Below are 16,013 nucleotides of genomic sequence, written 5' to 3' on the forward strand. Positions count from 1 at the left end.
CGATAATTTTTATTATGCCGTTGAGTGTATCAGATTGTTTACCGAAAGTGCATATACCTGCTCATTTACCAAACATTGAAGCATAGTGATGCACTCGCTCACTCCTGTTGAACAGCAATACGCCCTACTTTTATCACGCCCCTGCGAATACTAGGTTGAGGTGCTAGCCTGTACAAATCACCATTTTGTCCGACATAACTTTTAGTAACGCCAGTTTGTTTTGCAATTTCAGCATGCACTTGAAGGTGAATAGCTTCTCCGTGAACGGGTACCGCAATTTTAGGTTTCACCCAATGATACATGAGTTTTAATTCCTCTTGGCATGGGTGCCCACTGGCGTGTATCGGCAACGCACTATCTTCACTGTGCAAAACGTCTACGCCTTTTGCTGATAACGCTTTTGACAATTTCGCCACACTTTCTTCGTTACCAGGAATAACAATCGATGAGAATATAACCGCATCACCTTTGTCCAGCTGCAAATGCGGGTGTGTATCTTTCGCCAAACGCGATAATGCTGTATTTTTTTCACCTTGACTTCCCGTAGCAACAGCAAGCACTTCACGAGGAGGCAGATACCCTAAATGTTGAGGGTCGGCAACGGTTAAATCGTCAGGCCATATGCCTTGCTGTTTAGCAATACCGTACATATTAAGTAGCGACCGACCGTACAAACCCAGGTATCTATTAGTTTTTTTCGCGATTTTAGCAAGAGAGAGAAGGCGCGCTATATTGCTGCCAAAACAACCAACAACAACCCGGCCTTTTTTTGATTTGATGGTACTGAGTAATCCATCGTAACAATTGCGTTCAGAGATTGAGAATCCAGGCTTCGGAGCATTAGTAGAATCTCCCACTAAAGCTAAGATCTTCTCTTCGCCCAACTGTTTATAGAGCGCAGCGTCGAAAGGCTGCCCGGTTATTGGGTTTGCATCTATTTTCCAATCAGCGGTGTGCAGTACGTTACCCACCGCTGTTTCAATTTTCAACGCAAATGGCTCGGGTAAAGAATGCGTAATTGCCAACCAACTTACAGAAAAGGGGCCTATCTGGTGTGCAATCGTTGTATCAACTTCGATAATAGGAACTTTGTTAGCGAGTTTACTTCTGGCGAGCTTTCGTCTGAGCACTTCCGCCGTAAACCCAGTCGTGTAGATTGGTTTTTGAAAACGTTGCCATAAATAAGGTATAGCACCAACATGATCTTCATGTGCATGTGTAATGACAATACCTGCTAATGACTCCTTTTGCTCGGCAATAAAACTCGGATCGGGGGCAACAACGCGGTGGCGAGCGCCTTCACCTAAACGTTGTTCAGTGTCAGACTGCCTATAGAGAGGAACGAGTGGCTCATCAAACGAAACCCCACAGTCTACCATCAACCAATGTCCGTCATGTCCATATAGATTAAGGTTCATACCAATCTCGCCGGTTCCCCCTAGGGGAACAAACCACAAATCATCACTGCTGGGATTCAACAAACCTATCGCACCTCGTTTACACCTGTCTTATTTTCAATAGCACAGGCAAAATTCTTACTGTTCTTGCGTTTAATTCGATAAAGAAGAACACTAAGTCTGGATCACTGACCTGTCACCTAAATAAACGCACTTATAGTTGTTGTGCAAATTCCTCAGGACTAATGACCTCGCCTTCTTCGGCTGGCACAGGACACACAATCACCATCAAGTCATCTTGTGTCATTCCTGGTACCCATTTCTCTAAGAATTCAGACGTAGATATCGCCATTGCTTCACAATCAGACCAATCTTCCGTCGCCCATAGCAATGCCAAACTCGCCTCTGGCCATACTGGTACACCATCTTCTTCATCGGTTGTGAGCATGACACACCCATGCTCGTCTTTAAGTATGTATAGTGTTTGCGACGATTTAATAATGGCTAAGCTTTCTTCTAACCGTTGAAACGCATTTTTTTCAAGTAATGGATGATTCAATGACATATTTACTCTTTTTAAAATTGGTAGACCGTTTGGTGGATTTAGTAAGCACAAGACACGCTGTCAATAATTTGCGATAACCCAACGCGTCTTACTTGTTTCATAGTATGCACGTATACCTTCAATGATACTGAATCAATAGATTGAATTAACGTTAATTTAACTGACGTAGGTAGTTGTGTGGCAACGTTGGTAGGTAAAACAGCTAAACCGCCTTCCCTTTGGAGGTTATTTAATGCAAGGTTAAGCGAATTGGTCCGCAGCTTGGCGTCGCGCAATTGCGGATAAGTAGTCAACAGCCAATCTCGCGCCTTCGTTCCCCAATCTATTGCGACAAAATCATTTGCGTCAATATCATCTGATACATTCCCCACCCTAAATAGCGCAAGCCCCAATTCTAACATGACTTCGCTATTCACTTCTTCTGACTTGAGCGGCTCTGTAGAAAAAGATAAATCTGTAACGCGCTCGTGAAGTTGTCGAGACAAGGCATCAAGTGTTAACACTTCAGCTTTAACCGACCAATCAGGAAATGCGTTATGTAAATGACTTAATATTTTCGGTAACAGAAGTTCACTGGCCAATTGCGTGGCGCCGCACACAACATATTCAGAAGATTGAATCTGCAGCTCTTGTTTCGCTTCATTCAGCGTATCACAAAGCTGCCGTGCGTAGGGCAGCAATTTTTCGCCAGACTGCGTTAGTTGAATGCTATTACGTTGACGAATAAACAGCGTTGTATGGAAATACTCTTCTAGCAGTTTTATCCGCGCACTTACTGCAGATTGGGTGAGATATAAATTTTCAGCCGCTTTACCAAAGTGGCGCGTTTTTGCAACCTCGATGAAGGTGGTGAGAAAGCGTATGTCCATGCTTGTATTAAACCGGTCAGAATGAAATTAACGTGACCTCGATGATACGGCAACTTAATACAAAAGCACAGAAGCGCGCCGTCATAAACGGCACGCTTAATCAAATTTTCACCAACTCGACGGGTTAATAATCTTCGTGTTGCAATCGACGCTGCTTTTCACGTCGCTGCAAATCACGCTTTTGCTTTGCCTTAACATTATTCTGACGTTTGGCATTTGGCTTTCTAGCGTGAATGTCTTCCTCTTCTACCGGGTCCCATTCATCGCGCTGGTAACGATAGTCTTTACTCATTGACTTCTCTTGGTTGTTAACACTCTTCAATTATTGACTTTAGCTTAAAAATAGAAAACGATTTTTAATCATCGTTGCGATAAGAAATTTTGATGGATTGTAAATTTGAGTATAACGAACTCGCAAGGTTAACGTTCATCGGACGTATTTATAAAAAATCTATGTTTTGCCGTACAGCTGAAACACGCACCAGCTCAACTTAAGCCCTTAAAAAATCAACACTTTATTAAATATCAAATCAAAGATTAAGCTAATCGCGCATGCTTATTCCTAGCGCTTTTTGCTTGTTTTGTAAGCGTAACGTGCTAATAAAAAATTTTTTATTGATAAGGAAAAAAACTTTTGTTTTATCTTCCCTTTTATTTCTTTTAAAAGTGCGCTGAACATTACATTTCGTTGGGTACAACATGAAGACATTAGCAATTCGATTATCAGCAAAACCGTATATCGACCGCCAGAAATTTCCTTACGGATTTCGAAAGTCTGGTGACTTTAGTATAACCGAGGCTGATATCCTTACGAATTACGGCAGGACATTACTCGGGTTAGAAAGTGGAGAACTCTCGCCGGAAAGTGAAGATGAATCACATTTTGTAAGTTTTATCCAAGGCAACGTAGAGCCAAGTAACAATTTAGAAAAAGCGTGGGCTAAATATGTGCGGTTAGCTCGCGGTAAAAAACACTTTTACACGCTGCACAGCAGTGCAAGCAATCAGTCAGATTATGATGACGATTTCTCAGATGAAGAATTTGACGTAGCTTAGTATTTCTTTCGTAACAAGCGCTATCTTGTGAAAGCTCGCCGTTGGTGAGCTTTTTTGTTTGTACTGATTATTGATCTCTTACGTGACTCTGATAGAACAAAATGAATAAATGTTTAGGTATGGCTACACTTAACGCTATCAATGATAGCGACTATGCATTCATATTACTTTCAAACCAGCCCAAGCAACGGAGGCGTTGAGATGATAATCAGTTCAAAACAATTGACCCATTACTCAATTCAAGCAACGGATGACGCAATAGGTGGCGTAAGAGACATATTATTTGACGACCAAACTTTTGTTGTTCGTTATTTAGTAGCGGACACAAACACATGGTTGCCTCTCAGTAGAAAGGTTGTAATTTCTCCGATATCAGTATCAAAGATAAATGTCGACGATGAAATGGTACACATCAGCATGTCGGTAAACACGATTAAAAACAGCCCCTCGATTGATGAACACAAACCCGTCTCTCGCGAATACGAAGAAAGTTTGTTCAAGTATTTTGGTTATGGCTATTATTGGGTTGGTCCAGGTGCGTGGGGAGAATTTGCACATCCCAACGAATTGGTGGACGCGCAGCAAACTATTGAAACTAAAGACAATGTCAGCATGGAAAACCACCTTCGTGCTTGCAATGAAATAAATGGTTACGAAATCGCAACAACGAACGGCAACTTAGGTCACATAAGTAGCTTCATCGTCGACACAAAAAGCTGGAAAATCATTCTGCTCATTGTTGATACCAACAATTGGTTGCCAGGAGGGAAACGGCTAGCGCTTCTCCCGTGTGACATAAAACAAATAGATTGGGCTGCTCATTGTGTCGACATTGATTTAAGCCATGATGAACTTGAGGCGAGGCCCCAAATAGAGGAAGAGAAATTGAACGACGCTGATTACGTATCAACAATCTTGCAAGCAATTAGAGACTAATTGGTAGTTATAACCAACGCTCGTTAGCACGAGCGTTGGCGTTATCAATTAGCACCACTTACAAAAAATTCATACATAAGCGCGATTAGACGCTTGACCCTTTCATCGGCAAGACGATAGTAAATAGTCTGCCCATCTCGCCTCGTTGCTACCATTTTGGCTTCACGCAATAACGCAAGATGCTGTGAAATTACTGGCTGTGATACGCTTATAACCTCCAAGAGCTCTGTTACGGATTTTTCTTCCTTGAGCAAGGAACATAGCACCATCAGGCGCGTCTTGTTTGCAAACTGCTTAAGAAATATTTCAGCTTCCGCTGCATGCTCCATTATATCACCTGAACCTATTACCATATCCTCGGACATAAGCACTCCCTATCTGTAAAATAATCCAACAGCAAAATAACTCAGTTACTATACAAAAGTATAAGAAATATTGTTAACTTGCCAATTTATGCGATGAATTTAACGGTAGCGCGTTAAAAGGTTTCAAAAGCGAAGGAAAATGACAGACAGTGACGCTGCATAGAAATGTGAATTGTTGTAGTAAATACAATAGAGAATATCGAGGCAAACCTCAGTGTTGTCAGCCATAGTAAGGCATGCGGTGAGCCAACCATCAGTAACGGTTTAATTGGCTAAAATTGTTGAAATTAGAGCGCATAAGACAAAAACGGACCGCAGCTCGTTGCCGTGTGGTCAATGAAATTGCTGGTAAATAACATCAATTTTTTTTAATGTAGTGACGAGAAATACGTTAAATCAAGGGCGTAAGATGCTTAAGTCAACATTAGAACAGTGGCGAATGTTCAAAGCGGTTGTTGATGCTGGTGGCTTTAACCAAGCTGCCGCAGAAGTACACAAAAGTCAATCAAGCGTTCACCATGCCGTGCAAAAGCTTGAAAGCGCTATCGGTGTAACGCTATTTGAAAATGTTGGAAGAAAAGTAAAGCTTTCTGAACAAGGTGAGTTGATGTACCGTCGCGCCGATTTTCTGCTCAACGAAGCTCATAAAATTGAAGCCGTTGCGTCGAGTCTTCAGGCAGGTACAGAAACCACACTTCGAATTGCCGTTGACATCATTTTTCCATCAGAGCTACTTTATAATGTTCTTGCCAAAGTCTCTGCAGAATATCCTCTTCTTAGGATAGAAATAGAAGAAACGGTGCTAAGTGGAGCAAATTCACTTCTTTCGGCAGGTAAAGTAGATTTAGGGATTTCTCCTTTTGAATTTCCCAACGGCTTCAGCGAAGACTTATGTGAGATAGAGTTCGCGGCTGTAGCACATGCAAACCATCCTCTTCATCAGCTTGGTCGGACACTGACACTTGAGGACTTAAAATCACATCGGCAAATTGTAGTACGAGACTCGTCCGCAGAACGCAAGGCTGATGTCGGTTGGTTAGGCGCTGAGCAGCGGTGGACAGTAAGCCATGTTAGAACGTCTTTAGATATTATTGCTCAAGGGCTTGGGTTTGCGTGGCTCCCTATTGCGATAATAGGGAAACAAATCGAAGATGGAACACTGATCCCTTTGCCACTTGATAACAACGCTGCACTGCGAAAGGCGCTTCTGTACCTTTCATTTGAAGATGGTGATGCGTTAGGTCCTGCCGCAAGGGCATTTATTGGAGAGCTCCGCTATCAAACAATGAACCTTCCGACGTCTGCCTTTATGGATGGCTTAGGGCGCTAAAAAGGGTTAGGCAAGGACCGCAGCGAGCCTTTGCGCTCCGAACACAAATCCCAAAAGCGAGATAGAAACGCCAACCAACGCAACCGCACCATCATCTGTGGTCATTCCTATGGCCATAATAAGAACAGCAAACGCAGGTACCAGCCCCATAAAGGGAACTAACTCCAGCGGAACCATTACAAAACCACAACCAGCACAGCAAAGCGCAATCAGTGAACGAGAAACCGGTTGTTTCATAAAGAAACAGCGAGGTACTAGAAACCGGTCAATACGAACCGCAGTTGGCTTTACTTTTTCCACCATTACTCTCAGTTGGTCTGCGTCGCATTCTAGGTTTAGTACTTTTTGCGGGAGCCACGGATTACGACGGCCGAGTAATATTTGCAAAGCAATGAGTAAAATTGTCCCACCCACTAAAGAAGGAACCCCAGGAATAGCACCAATCGGTGTACACGCAATAAACGAAGGGAGTGCTAACATAGGCCCAAAACCCCGTTTTTCCATCACATCCCAAAACTGGGAGAATACAAAAACGTCTTGACGAGTGCGCGGCTGCATTTTGCCAAGCAGTTCGTACAGCGTCATTGAACGTTCGGATCTTCTAACCCACATGCCAATTCCCTTTCTATATTAAGATTTTAGTCACATAAATAGTTACCCAACAGACTCGCAGCCCTTTTGCAATTACACTTCGATTGAATGTGACTTGTCACCAAGTAACTCAACGCGTTATTGCTTTAAAAGCAAAACGAAAAGGCTAGATTCGCAAGACAGACGCACTGTCTTTGTAAAACAAATCAAAGCGAAATATATGCCACAGCACAATTCTTTGAATTATATAGAAAAAAGGAATGCTTTTTGCTGTACAAGTTTCACAGTATGGTGAAAGGTTTACAATATTCAATCTGAAAGGTTTGATATTTCGTATATTTTCTTCACTAAGTATTTTTTACAGCAAAGAACTAGCAACACCGTCAATAAATTGATTTACAATCAAAAGGTAATGTTAGCAAACGTATATAACAAATCAGACCTACCGGCACATTTACGGTGTGCCTTGGTGAATGTCTAGAAAAGGAAATCAAAGTGCTTACCGTATTATTAGTCGATGACGATACAGAATTTACTGAAGTTGCATGTACCATAATTGAATTTCTGGGCCATGAAGTACTTACTGCCGCGACACTTGCCGAAGCGAGAGATTGGCTAGAAAAAGAAACATTTGACCATGTGCTGCTTGATTTTATGCTACCGGATGGAAGTGGCGCACACTTGTTTAATGAGCTCGACGCACTTCCAAAGCGCCCCCGTATAACCCTTATCACTGGGCATCCGTCAGTAAAAGGGGTAATTAAAGGGCTTTGTGGCCCAAACATCGATTATTTAGTTAAACCGATCCAACGTGAAGAAATTGAAGCTGTTCTAAGTGGTAAGCCAAAGGAACATGCCCACGAGAAAGAAACGATAGAAAAACACTTCGATCTCCTCATTGGAGAATCTCCAATAATGAAAGAACTGTATAAGCTCATTTCTCGGGTGAGTAAAACCAGTGCTAACGTAATGCTTTTAGGGGAAAGCGGTGTTGGTAAAGAAGTTGTTGCAGCGGCTATTCACCGCGCGTCGGAAAGTGAGGGTCCTTATATAGCGACGAACTGTGGCGCTTTTTCAAAAGAATTGATAGGTAGTGAACTATTTGGTCACGAAAAAGGTGCTTTCACCGGTGCGGTAGGGCGCAAAGAAGGGGTATTTGAACAAGCTGAAGGTGGCACTCTTTTTCTCGATGAAATAACAGAAATGCCGATAGACATGCAGCCTAATCTTCTTAGAGTACTAGAAAATAAAGTGGTCATCCGAGTGGGGGGTACGAAAACAATTCCAGTTAACTGTCGCGTAGTCTCTGCGACAAACCGTACTATGGAAGAGATTGCGCAAAGCAAGGTGCTACGCGAAGACATCTATTTCCGCCTGGCAGTGTTCCCCATTACCATTCCGGCTTTAAGGGAACGTAAAGAAGATATTCCTTTACTAGCAAAAACGTTTATTGACGAATTTAACAAAGACAATGGTGCGAACTTTAAATGGAAAGAAGGTCAGCTTGATACCCTCCAAGCTTACGATTGGCCAGGTAATGTACGTGAACTTCGTCACTTTGTTCACCGCGCGGCAATAATGAGCGACCCTGAACAAAGTGATATTGAACTGCCAAAAACAATTGAGTCTCCTTTTGCACAAAAACAAAGCACGACCCCTGCCCTTCAGGCAGGTCGAACCATTGAAGATGTAGAAAAAGAGCTCATCTACGCGACATTGGAGAAAGTTAACGGAAACAAAACAATGGCAGCTGATATGTTGGGCATAAGCACTAAAACGCTCTATAACCGACTCCACGCTTACGGTGATTTAAGCAAAGAAGACTAGTTTGGCGAGGTGAGTATGACAAAAGACGAGTTTTCGAAAATGAGTGTTTTTGTGCATGATGCGCGAAAACCTCTTAATAGAATTTCGATGCAAGCTGAGCTGGTTAAGATGGCTATTAACGGCGAAGTACCGCCCGAGAAGGCGCTTGCGTCGTTAGATAAAATAATAAGTAGCGCTAAAGACTGCAGCAACACGCTGACGGAGATGACTTCAGTTTTCGCTGACAATATTTCGGAATAAACGATGATAACAAAGGTACTTTCATCCCTTTACAGCTGGATCATCTTAGTTGTCTTGGTGATAGTCGTCATTACCGCTAATTCGTTTTATGTGGTAAGTACACTTAACGATTTATCTGCCTTAGAGGCACGGTTGTTTACTACCAACCGTGTAATAAATGCAGTGAATCGTCTACATGTTGCGGTGTTAAGGGTTGAGTCTGGACAGCGTGGATATATGCTTACCAAGGACGATAATTATCTTGCTGATTATACCGAAACCCTAGGTGTAATCAGCGAATTGATGGATGAAGTAGAAGTGAGTTCATTTTCTTCTGATATCAACAATCAATCTGAACGCATAGGCGAACTTCTCTCTCTTACTAAGCAAAAAGTTAACGAGGTAATCGAAGTCGTCGAACTCATCAAAGAGGGAAAAGAGCAAACAGCCGTAAATTTGGTTCATAGCGATAAGGGCATTCAGTTGTATCGTCGATTTGAAACTTTGTTTCGCGAAATTGATGAGTCTGAAAGAGACATGCAGGGCACGCATTTAGCAAACTTAATGAGCCTTCGAAGGGATTCTGTCAACACGCTAATCATTTCTGCAGCAACAACTTTGTTACTTATCATAACGGTTTTTCTGTTGTTAAAAATAAATTCCAGAGAACATGAAAAGTACCAAGCAGATCTTGAGGCTATTAACGAAGATTTGGAATCCAGAATAGCGGAACGTACACAAGAGCTCAGCATATATTCCGATGAACTTGCCAGAAGTAACCGAGAGTTAGAAGACTTTGCGTTTGTCGCATCCCACGACCTACAAGAGCCTCTAAGAAAAATCCGTGCCTTTGGCAACCGCCTAGAGTCTGGATATGCAGATGTCATTGATGAAAGGGGCCAAGACTTCTTAGCCCGAATGCTCAATGCGGCTGAAAGGATGTCGATGTTAATTTCAGATCTTCTGGCTTTCTCGCGCGTGTCAACCCGTGGTAAAGATTTTGTTGATGTCGACCTCAATAAAGCGGTCGCAAGTGTCGTCAGCGATTTAGAGATTGCGATTGAAGAAAAATCGGCACAGGTAGACATTGACACACTCCCCCAACTGCGCGGAGACAAGTCACAGCTGGAACAGCTTTTTCTCAACTTAATTTCAAACGCACTGAAGTTTCAAAAAGAAGGTGTTACGCCCAAGGTTTTAATTACTCACTCTACTCCTAGTAACAAAGAAACGTCCGACGTTTTACTTTCAGAAGAATATCAATGGGCGAAAATACAGGTTAAGGACAATGGCATTGGGTTTGATCAAGCATTTGCAGAGAAGATTTTCGCGCCTTTTCAACGTCTACACGGGAGAGCGGAGTACAAAGGCACCGGAATTGGCCTCGCTGTGTGCAGAAGGATTGTAGAGCGCCACAACGGACAAATTACAGCTGCTAGCTCTCAAGGAGATGGCGCTACGTTCACTATCTTATTGCCTATCGATAGCGAACCTTTTGGAACAAACAATAATAATGGAGAAACACAAGATGACGCGTAAACAAACACAACCTATTAATATTTTAATGGCAGATGATGATGAAGATGATCGTTTGCTTACTGTTGATGCGCTTAAAGAAAGCCGCGTGCTGAACAATTTATTTTGTGTAGAAGATGGCGTTGAGCTACTTGAATTTCTGCGTCATGAAGGAAAATATTCAGATCCTGCTACAGCACCTCGTCCCAGTCTTATTCTTCTCGACTTAAACATGCCTCGAAAAGATGGAAGAGAAGCCCTTCAGGAACTTAAAAACGACCCGAAACTTCGCAGCATACCCGTAGTTATCTTGACGACATCGAAAGAAGAAGAAGACATGCTAAGAGGTTATGATTTAGGGTGTGCATCTTACATTACGAAGCCAGTAAATTTTGAAGGATTGGTCGAACTAATGCGCGCGCTGGGTCGTTATTGGATTGAATTCGTAGAATTACCGCACGAATAACGGAGTAGTGGATGTCGGAGGTTATAAAAGTATTATTGATTGAGGATGATGAAGATGACTACTTCTTAACCTCTGATTACCTTGCGCAATGCGAATCACCGAAGTTCGAACTAACTTGGGTGACCAACAGTCGAGATGCTGTGGAATCTCTCAAGACACAGCGCTTTGATTTATGTTTATTAGATTACTTACTGGGCGCCGAGAATGCGATTGACGTGCTAAGCGCACTAAAATCGAATCAGATAAACTTGCCAGTCGTTATTCTTACAGGGCAATCAGACGCCGCCGTCGACGAAATGGTCATGCGAGCTGGTGCAGCGGATTATCTGCAAAAAGCCGAAATTGAATCACCGCGTTTCATGAGAACTATTCGCTATGCGATGGTCAGACGCGACATTGAAAATGAAAGGATAGAACGCAATAAAGTTGAGCAAAAAAATAAGGCGAAAGATAAGTTCCTTGCTCATTTAGGCCACGAGTTAAGAACGCCGCTTACTTCAATACTAGGCTATACAGAGTTGCTTATTGACGATGCTCGCAACAGCCCGTTTCAGCAAGAGCTGTCAATTATTCACTCAAATGGTAAGCATCTGCTTAGCTTACTTAATGATCTTCTCGACATGTCACGCATTATGGCGGACAAACTCGAATTGAACATAAAATCTATAAATCTATCCGCGTTCTTAACTGATATTCATTCATTAATGCAGTTGAATGCCAAAGACAAAGGCCTCAGTTTACATGTTGTTTCAAAAACCAAAATCCCTGAGTTTATTAGCACCGACCCTACTCGACTACGCCAAGTACTGTTGAACCTTATTTCAAACGCCGTAAAATTTACCGACAAAGGCAGCATCACGCTTACCATTGAGCTGCATGAAATGAACCATCATCAGGGCACACCGCCGTTACTTCGCTTCTCGGTAGACGATACGGGTATCGGTATGCCACCTGACAAGCTGCAAAATATATTTCAACCATTCGAGCAAATTGAAGATGTAATGAGAGCAAATCACGGCGGCGCTGGTCTCGGGTTAGCTATTTGCAAAGAATTGGTTACAAAACTGGGTGGAGATATTGCTGTCACCTCTAGAATGGGAGAAGGCAGTACATTCACGTTTGACATACTACCAGGTGATATAACTGAGCAACCCAGAGTAGAGTTAGAACTTGGACAGTTACAGCCGGTCGAGTCGAGCAGCATAAACCTTGATGTGACTGGGCGAGTTTTGATCGTCGATGATTTACGTGAAATTCGGCGTTTAACAGGTCATTTGGTTAGTCAGTCTCAAGCAGAAATCAGTTACGCTGAGAACGGCGTTAAAGCGCTGGAAGCAGTATTGCAGGCAGACGAACATAATCAACCGTTCGACTTGGTGTTAATGGACATTCATATGCCGGTAATGAACGGTATTGAAGCGCTCCATGCTATTAGACGACATGGTAAAAATATTCCAGTTATTGCTGTTACCGCCGCCAGTCGAAAAGGTTTACGGGAGTCTCTCATTCGAGAAGGGTTTAACGACGTTATCGGTAAGCCAATTGACCGTTTTGCACTGGCTAACTTATTAGCACAATATTTGCCACCTGGTGACCATGTGACCTTTACTAATGTCGAAAATCAGATTGCCGATATGCCACTGGAAAAACCATATGCACCTGAATTAAACACACGCCGCTCGGGCGACAAAGACACAGCCTTAGAGAGTGCTCAGCAGGCATCTGTTAAGGAAAGAAACCAAGTTTTGGTCATTGAAGATGACGACGATGCTGCCGAACTGTTGCAGTTGTTTTTATCGCATTTAGGACATCAGGTAACAATTGCCAGCTGTGGCAGCGATGCGCTTGAAATTGCAGCTAACAGTGGTTTTGACAACATTCTAATGGATTTGACCCTACCTGACTATGATGGTTACTCACTCGCAGGGGAAATAAAAAAGGTGCAGCCTGACGCAAAGATTACCATTGTCAGTGGTCATGAAGCAGACCAGGAAAGCATGTCGAAAATAGGTATTCATAATGCGTTACTGAAACCCGTTACAAAAGATGACCTCGCTGAGATCATGAGCAAAGAATAGGTTAAGAAATATTTACAAAAGTATGAAAGAAACGGGCAGCGTTAGCCTCAATCTTTTTTAAAACAAAACACTCACCGAAAATTTATGCATAAATATCAAATCGTTAGGGTTATGGCGATGATTGGTATACGCGTTGCACCTTCTTACTTGAACCAACAATATTAAGGAGAGTATTATGGCTACGCAAACGTCATCGAAGAATCAATCAACGAAGACTAACAGTGCAAATGGTGTTAACCACCCTTCTCACCCTGTTACTGATCAACTCAAAGCTTCGCTCCATGCTTCGGTAGATAAACTTGCAGATAGTGCTGGTATTGCAGAACAGAACATTCGCGAATCTGCGTCTTCGTCGGCACAGAATATGTCAGCAAGGAAGCGTCTAGCCGAGCAAAAATGGCAAGCATCTAAAGTGCGTAAATACGCGATAGAAAATCCCGTTGCAACGGCAGGCATCGCGTTTGCCGCTGGCATGCTTGTAACGTCGTTGCTCCGTAAAAAGTAAGGCGAGTAGTAATCAATGGAATTACCTGATTTTCACAAGGCAAGCTTTAGCTTGAGTCATGAAAATCCCTTCCGCCTGACACCTCCAAAGGAGCAGGCGGAAGGCACAGGGTTTCATAAGGCGTCCGCGCGCGATCATGAGAACGCAGAGCGCGCGCCGTCATCACATGACAACGAATACCCAAACCCTAAATTCAGTGAACTTTTTGAATCAATAAAATACGCCGTAGACCAGCGAAAAGCACAGAGCATCGCATTTTTTGACCTCGCAAACAGCGAAGTTATGCTTATAAAGAAAAGTATTTGTATCACTGTTTTTGCATGCTTAGCAGCATTTGCGGTTGGCACAGTTTGCTGGCTACTTCTAAACTTCTTTATTGGCAGTATTTTGTATGAGATAGGCTTAAGCCTATCACTAACCGGAGCCAGCCTTTTAGTACTTAACTTTGCAACTGCTCTGTCGCTTTTCAAATTTGCAAGAAGCGCCTATCAATACGTTAGCCTACATCGAATAATCAGGCTAATCGAACGTGCGCTCTAGTCCATTTTGAATCACTTTTGCGTTAAGGGAGCAATACACTGTGAATATTTTTCTAACATCGGCTATGCACGACATCGCTCAAAAAGAACATGCTTATTTTGCACAAAAACATCATGCTGACGTTGCGCGTTTACAGGCGAAGCGCCAATGTAAGTTAGCCATGGGAAAACCTGAGGTACTGCTAGCAATTTCCGCTGCAGGTGCTTATAAAGGTGCTGTAGACGCAAAGCCTCGTGCTAAACGTAACCAGGCACTTCTGTCTTTAGGCAGAACCGCATTGTTCTCACTTTTTCAATAAAAATTTGTACCTACTGATGTAAAAGGATGCTTTATGAAGTCTTCACCAACAAAAATAAATGGCAAGCGACTGGCACTGTCTATCACTTTGGCGACCACGCTAGTTCTTACCGGATGCGTGTCGGCTCCTACCGCATCGCCCACCCCCTATAAGTCTGCCAGCACTAAGCAAGGTTATGGGTACTCAAGCGAAAAAATTAGCAAGAACCAATACCGAATTCAGTTTAAAGCAACCGACAAAACACCAGCCGATAAAGTACAGCAATTTACGCTATATCGCGCAGCAGAAATTGCGCAAAGCGAAGGCTTCTCTCATCTTTCAATTGTAAGAACAAACGTAGTTAGAAAGCCCGTCATTGCTAGAGAAATTGTTAACCGAGATAAGCCAACGGTTTCCCTTCCGAGTAATCAGCAGTGCACCATGTCGGGGTGTGAAGAGGTAGCGCAACCCATGGCAGCCAGTACCACCAATGACGTAATAACAAAACAGATAAATGATATTTATTTTTCTATTATTGTGGATATGGCTAACAGTGAAAACGCATTTACTAAGTCGGTATTTAGTGTAAATGAAGTTTTAGCGTCTCCTCCGAAGGAAAAGTAGTAATATTAATGTCCTGTTAATCTGTTTTTAATGTGGCACAAAAGTGCATTTCATCATTGATGTATATCCTTTAAAGCATGAATTGAAAAACATTGGTTTTTCGACATTTTCAACTTAGGCAATCATGCTTTTTAAGGAGTCATACTATGACAACGCTTAACAGAACAGCTAACAAACTAACCGTAGCAATCACTGCAATATTGATGGTGTCGGGATGCAGTGCTGTAGCTAAACCACAAGTAAACAGCGCAACATTGGCAGGAGCTCCAGTGCTCAAGGCAGACGCCTTAGACAATGCTCTGCTCTATTCAGACGAGTGCATTACCGAACGAGAAGTTGTCACAGCACAAAAAATGTGGGGCGACGGAATTGTTCGCATTGGTCAGGTGTACAGTGAAAAAGGGAATTACTCAAACGAAGCGGCTGACTTCATACAGGACATGTACGGATACGACTTAAGCAGTGTACTTTTCAAACCTACCCTAGCGGCTAACGACCAATTTAGATCGAGCTTTGACGCGGCGCTCTCGTACTTTGTGGGTGGAAACGATGCCTACGCGGAAGATAAAGGCTTTGCTATTAAACCTTACACCAACGTCAAATTCGACAACGTTGGTATTATAAACAATAGCTGTCGCATGGCGGTCGCGATGGGTAATTACTTTTTCACCGACACAAAAGGCAGTGAAACGAAGGTCGAATACACGTTTGCCTATGTGAAAGATAGCGACGGCGACTTACGCATTGTGGCTCATCAATCATCACTTCCTTACAACCCGAACGGCAACTAAATAGACTATTGCCCCTCTTTTTAAAGAAATGTGAGGGGCGACAACCTCTCCTTTTACAGGCA

19 protein-coding genes are annotated in these 16,013 nt (G+C 42.8%); 13 read left to right on the plus strand and 6 right to left on the minus strand.

The window, feature by feature from the left end:
* Positions 1 to 98: 98 nt before the first annotated feature.
* The 4 genes from BK026_RS06220 to BK026_RS19630 form a co-directional block, all read right to left on the minus strand.
* Positions 99 to 1,481, minus strand: coding sequence for a ribonuclease J (locus BK026_RS06220; RefSeq protein ID WP_071815055.1), 1,383 nt, complete (start codon positions 1,479 to 1,481; stop codon positions 99 to 101).
* Positions 1,482 to 1,611: 130 nt separating this feature from the next.
* Complete coding sequence (locus BK026_RS06225) at positions 1,612 to 1,962, minus strand: DUF2750 domain-containing protein (protein WP_071815056.1); 351 nt, start codon at positions 1,960 to 1,962, stop codon at positions 1,612 to 1,614.
* A 38-nt stretch (positions 1,963 to 2,000) separates the two neighbouring features.
* Positions 2,001 to 2,831 (minus strand): LysR family transcriptional regulator, encoded by an 831-nt coding sequence (locus tag BK026_RS06230; protein ID WP_071815057.1) that lies wholly within the window; start codon positions 2,829 to 2,831, stop codon positions 2,001 to 2,003.
* 124 nt (positions 2,832 to 2,955) lie between these two features.
* Positions 2,956 to 3,123, minus strand: a complete 168-nt coding sequence (locus BK026_RS19630) for a hypothetical protein (protein ID WP_177247885.1) — start codon at positions 3,121 to 3,123, stop codon at positions 2,956 to 2,958.
* Positions 3,124 to 3,530: 407 nt separating this feature from the next.
* Between BK026_RS19630 and maoP the strand changes: the two genes are divergently transcribed.
* Together maoP and BK026_RS06240 are read left to right on the plus strand one after the other, a co-directional pair.
* Positions 3,531 to 3,887, plus strand: coding sequence for a DUF413 domain-containing protein (gene maoP / locus BK026_RS06235; RefSeq protein ID WP_071815058.1), 357 nt, complete (start codon positions 3,531 to 3,533; stop codon positions 3,885 to 3,887).
* Between the two features lie 153 nt (positions 3,888 to 4,040).
* Positions 4,041 to 4,823: a PRC-barrel domain-containing protein gene (locus BK026_RS06240; protein WP_256253697.1), complete on the plus strand. Its 783-nt coding sequence runs from the start codon at positions 4,041 to 4,043 to the stop codon at positions 4,821 to 4,823.
* A 44-nt stretch (positions 4,824 to 4,867) separates the two neighbouring features.
* Here the strand turns inward: BK026_RS06240 and BK026_RS06245 are convergent, their stop codons facing one another.
* Positions 4,868 to 5,188, minus strand: coding sequence for a helix-turn-helix transcriptional regulator (locus BK026_RS06245; RefSeq protein WP_071815059.1), 321 nt, complete (start codon positions 5,186 to 5,188; stop codon positions 4,868 to 4,870).
* Positions 5,189 to 5,597: 409 nt separating this feature from the next.
* Here BK026_RS06245 and BK026_RS06250 point away from each other — a divergent pair, with 409 nt between their 5' ends.
* Complete coding sequence (locus tag BK026_RS06250) at positions 5,598 to 6,518, plus strand: LysR family transcriptional regulator (protein ID WP_071815060.1); 921 nt, start codon at positions 5,598 to 5,600, stop codon at positions 6,516 to 6,518.
* Positions 6,519 to 6,524: 6 nt separating this feature from the next.
* On the opposite strand, the gene BK026_RS06255 is transcribed toward BK026_RS06250, so the two are convergent.
* Entirely contained in the window at positions 6,525 to 7,130 is a 606-nt protein-coding gene (locus BK026_RS06255; RefSeq protein WP_071815061.1) for an exopolysaccharide biosynthesis protein, read from the minus strand.
* A gap of 474 nt (positions 7,131 to 7,604) precedes the next feature.
* On the opposite strand from BK026_RS06255, the gene BK026_RS06260 reads away from it, so the two are divergent.
* From BK026_RS06260 to BK026_RS06305, 10 genes are all read left to right on the plus strand, one after another.
* Entirely contained in the window at positions 7,605 to 8,936 is a 1,332-nt protein-coding gene (locus tag BK026_RS06260) for a sigma-54 dependent transcriptional regulator (RefSeq protein WP_071815062.1), read from the plus strand.
* Between the two features lie 15 nt (positions 8,937 to 8,951).
* On the plus strand, positions 8,952 to 9,176 hold the full coding sequence (locus BK026_RS06265; RefSeq protein ID WP_071815063.1) for a hypothetical protein: 225 nt from the start codon (positions 8,952 to 8,954) through the stop codon (positions 9,174 to 9,176).
* A gap of 3 nt (positions 9,177 to 9,179) precedes the next feature.
* Positions 9,180 to 10,694, plus strand: coding sequence for an ATP-binding protein (locus tag BK026_RS06270; protein ID WP_071815064.1), 1,515 nt, complete (start codon positions 9,180 to 9,182; stop codon positions 10,692 to 10,694).
* Positions 10,684 to 11,136, plus strand: coding sequence for a response regulator (locus tag BK026_RS06275; protein ID WP_071815065.1), 453 nt, complete (start codon positions 10,684 to 10,686; stop codon positions 11,134 to 11,136). The genes BK026_RS06270 and BK026_RS06275 overlap by 11 nt, the downstream gene beginning before the upstream one ends.
* An 11-nt stretch (positions 11,137 to 11,147) precedes the next feature.
* A complete protein-coding gene (locus BK026_RS06280; protein ID WP_071815066.1) occupies positions 11,148 to 13,214 on the plus strand; it encodes a response regulator in 2,067 nt (688 codons plus the stop codon).
* Between the two features lie 175 nt (positions 13,215 to 13,389).
* Positions 13,390 to 13,719, plus strand: a complete 330-nt coding sequence (locus tag BK026_RS06285; RefSeq protein ID WP_071815067.1) for a DUF883 domain-containing protein — start codon at positions 13,390 to 13,392, stop codon at positions 13,717 to 13,719.
* A 15-nt stretch (positions 13,720 to 13,734) separates the two neighbouring features.
* Positions 13,735 to 14,259 (plus strand): hypothetical protein, encoded by a 525-nt coding sequence (locus tag BK026_RS06290; protein WP_071815068.1) that lies wholly within the window; start codon positions 13,735 to 13,737, stop codon positions 14,257 to 14,259.
* A 40-nt stretch (positions 14,260 to 14,299) separates the two neighbouring features.
* Positions 14,300 to 14,557: a hypothetical protein gene (locus tag BK026_RS06295; RefSeq protein ID WP_071815069.1), complete on the plus strand. Its 258-nt coding sequence runs from the start codon at positions 14,300 to 14,302 to the stop codon at positions 14,555 to 14,557.
* A gap of 33 nt (positions 14,558 to 14,590) precedes the next feature.
* Positions 14,591 to 15,160, plus strand: coding sequence for a hypothetical protein (locus BK026_RS06300; protein ID WP_071815070.1), 570 nt, complete (start codon positions 14,591 to 14,593; stop codon positions 15,158 to 15,160).
* A gap of 146 nt (positions 15,161 to 15,306) precedes the next feature.
* Positions 15,307 to 15,951, plus strand: a complete 645-nt coding sequence (locus BK026_RS06305; protein ID WP_071815071.1) for a phosphoribosyl-AMP cyclohydrolase — start codon at positions 15,307 to 15,309, stop codon at positions 15,949 to 15,951.
* Positions 15,952 to 16,013 lie beyond the last annotated feature (62 nt).

Source organism: Alteromonas sp. V450, assembly GCF_001885075.1.
Classification (GTDB): domain Bacteria; phylum Pseudomonadota; class Gammaproteobacteria; order Enterobacterales; family Alteromonadaceae; genus Alteromonas.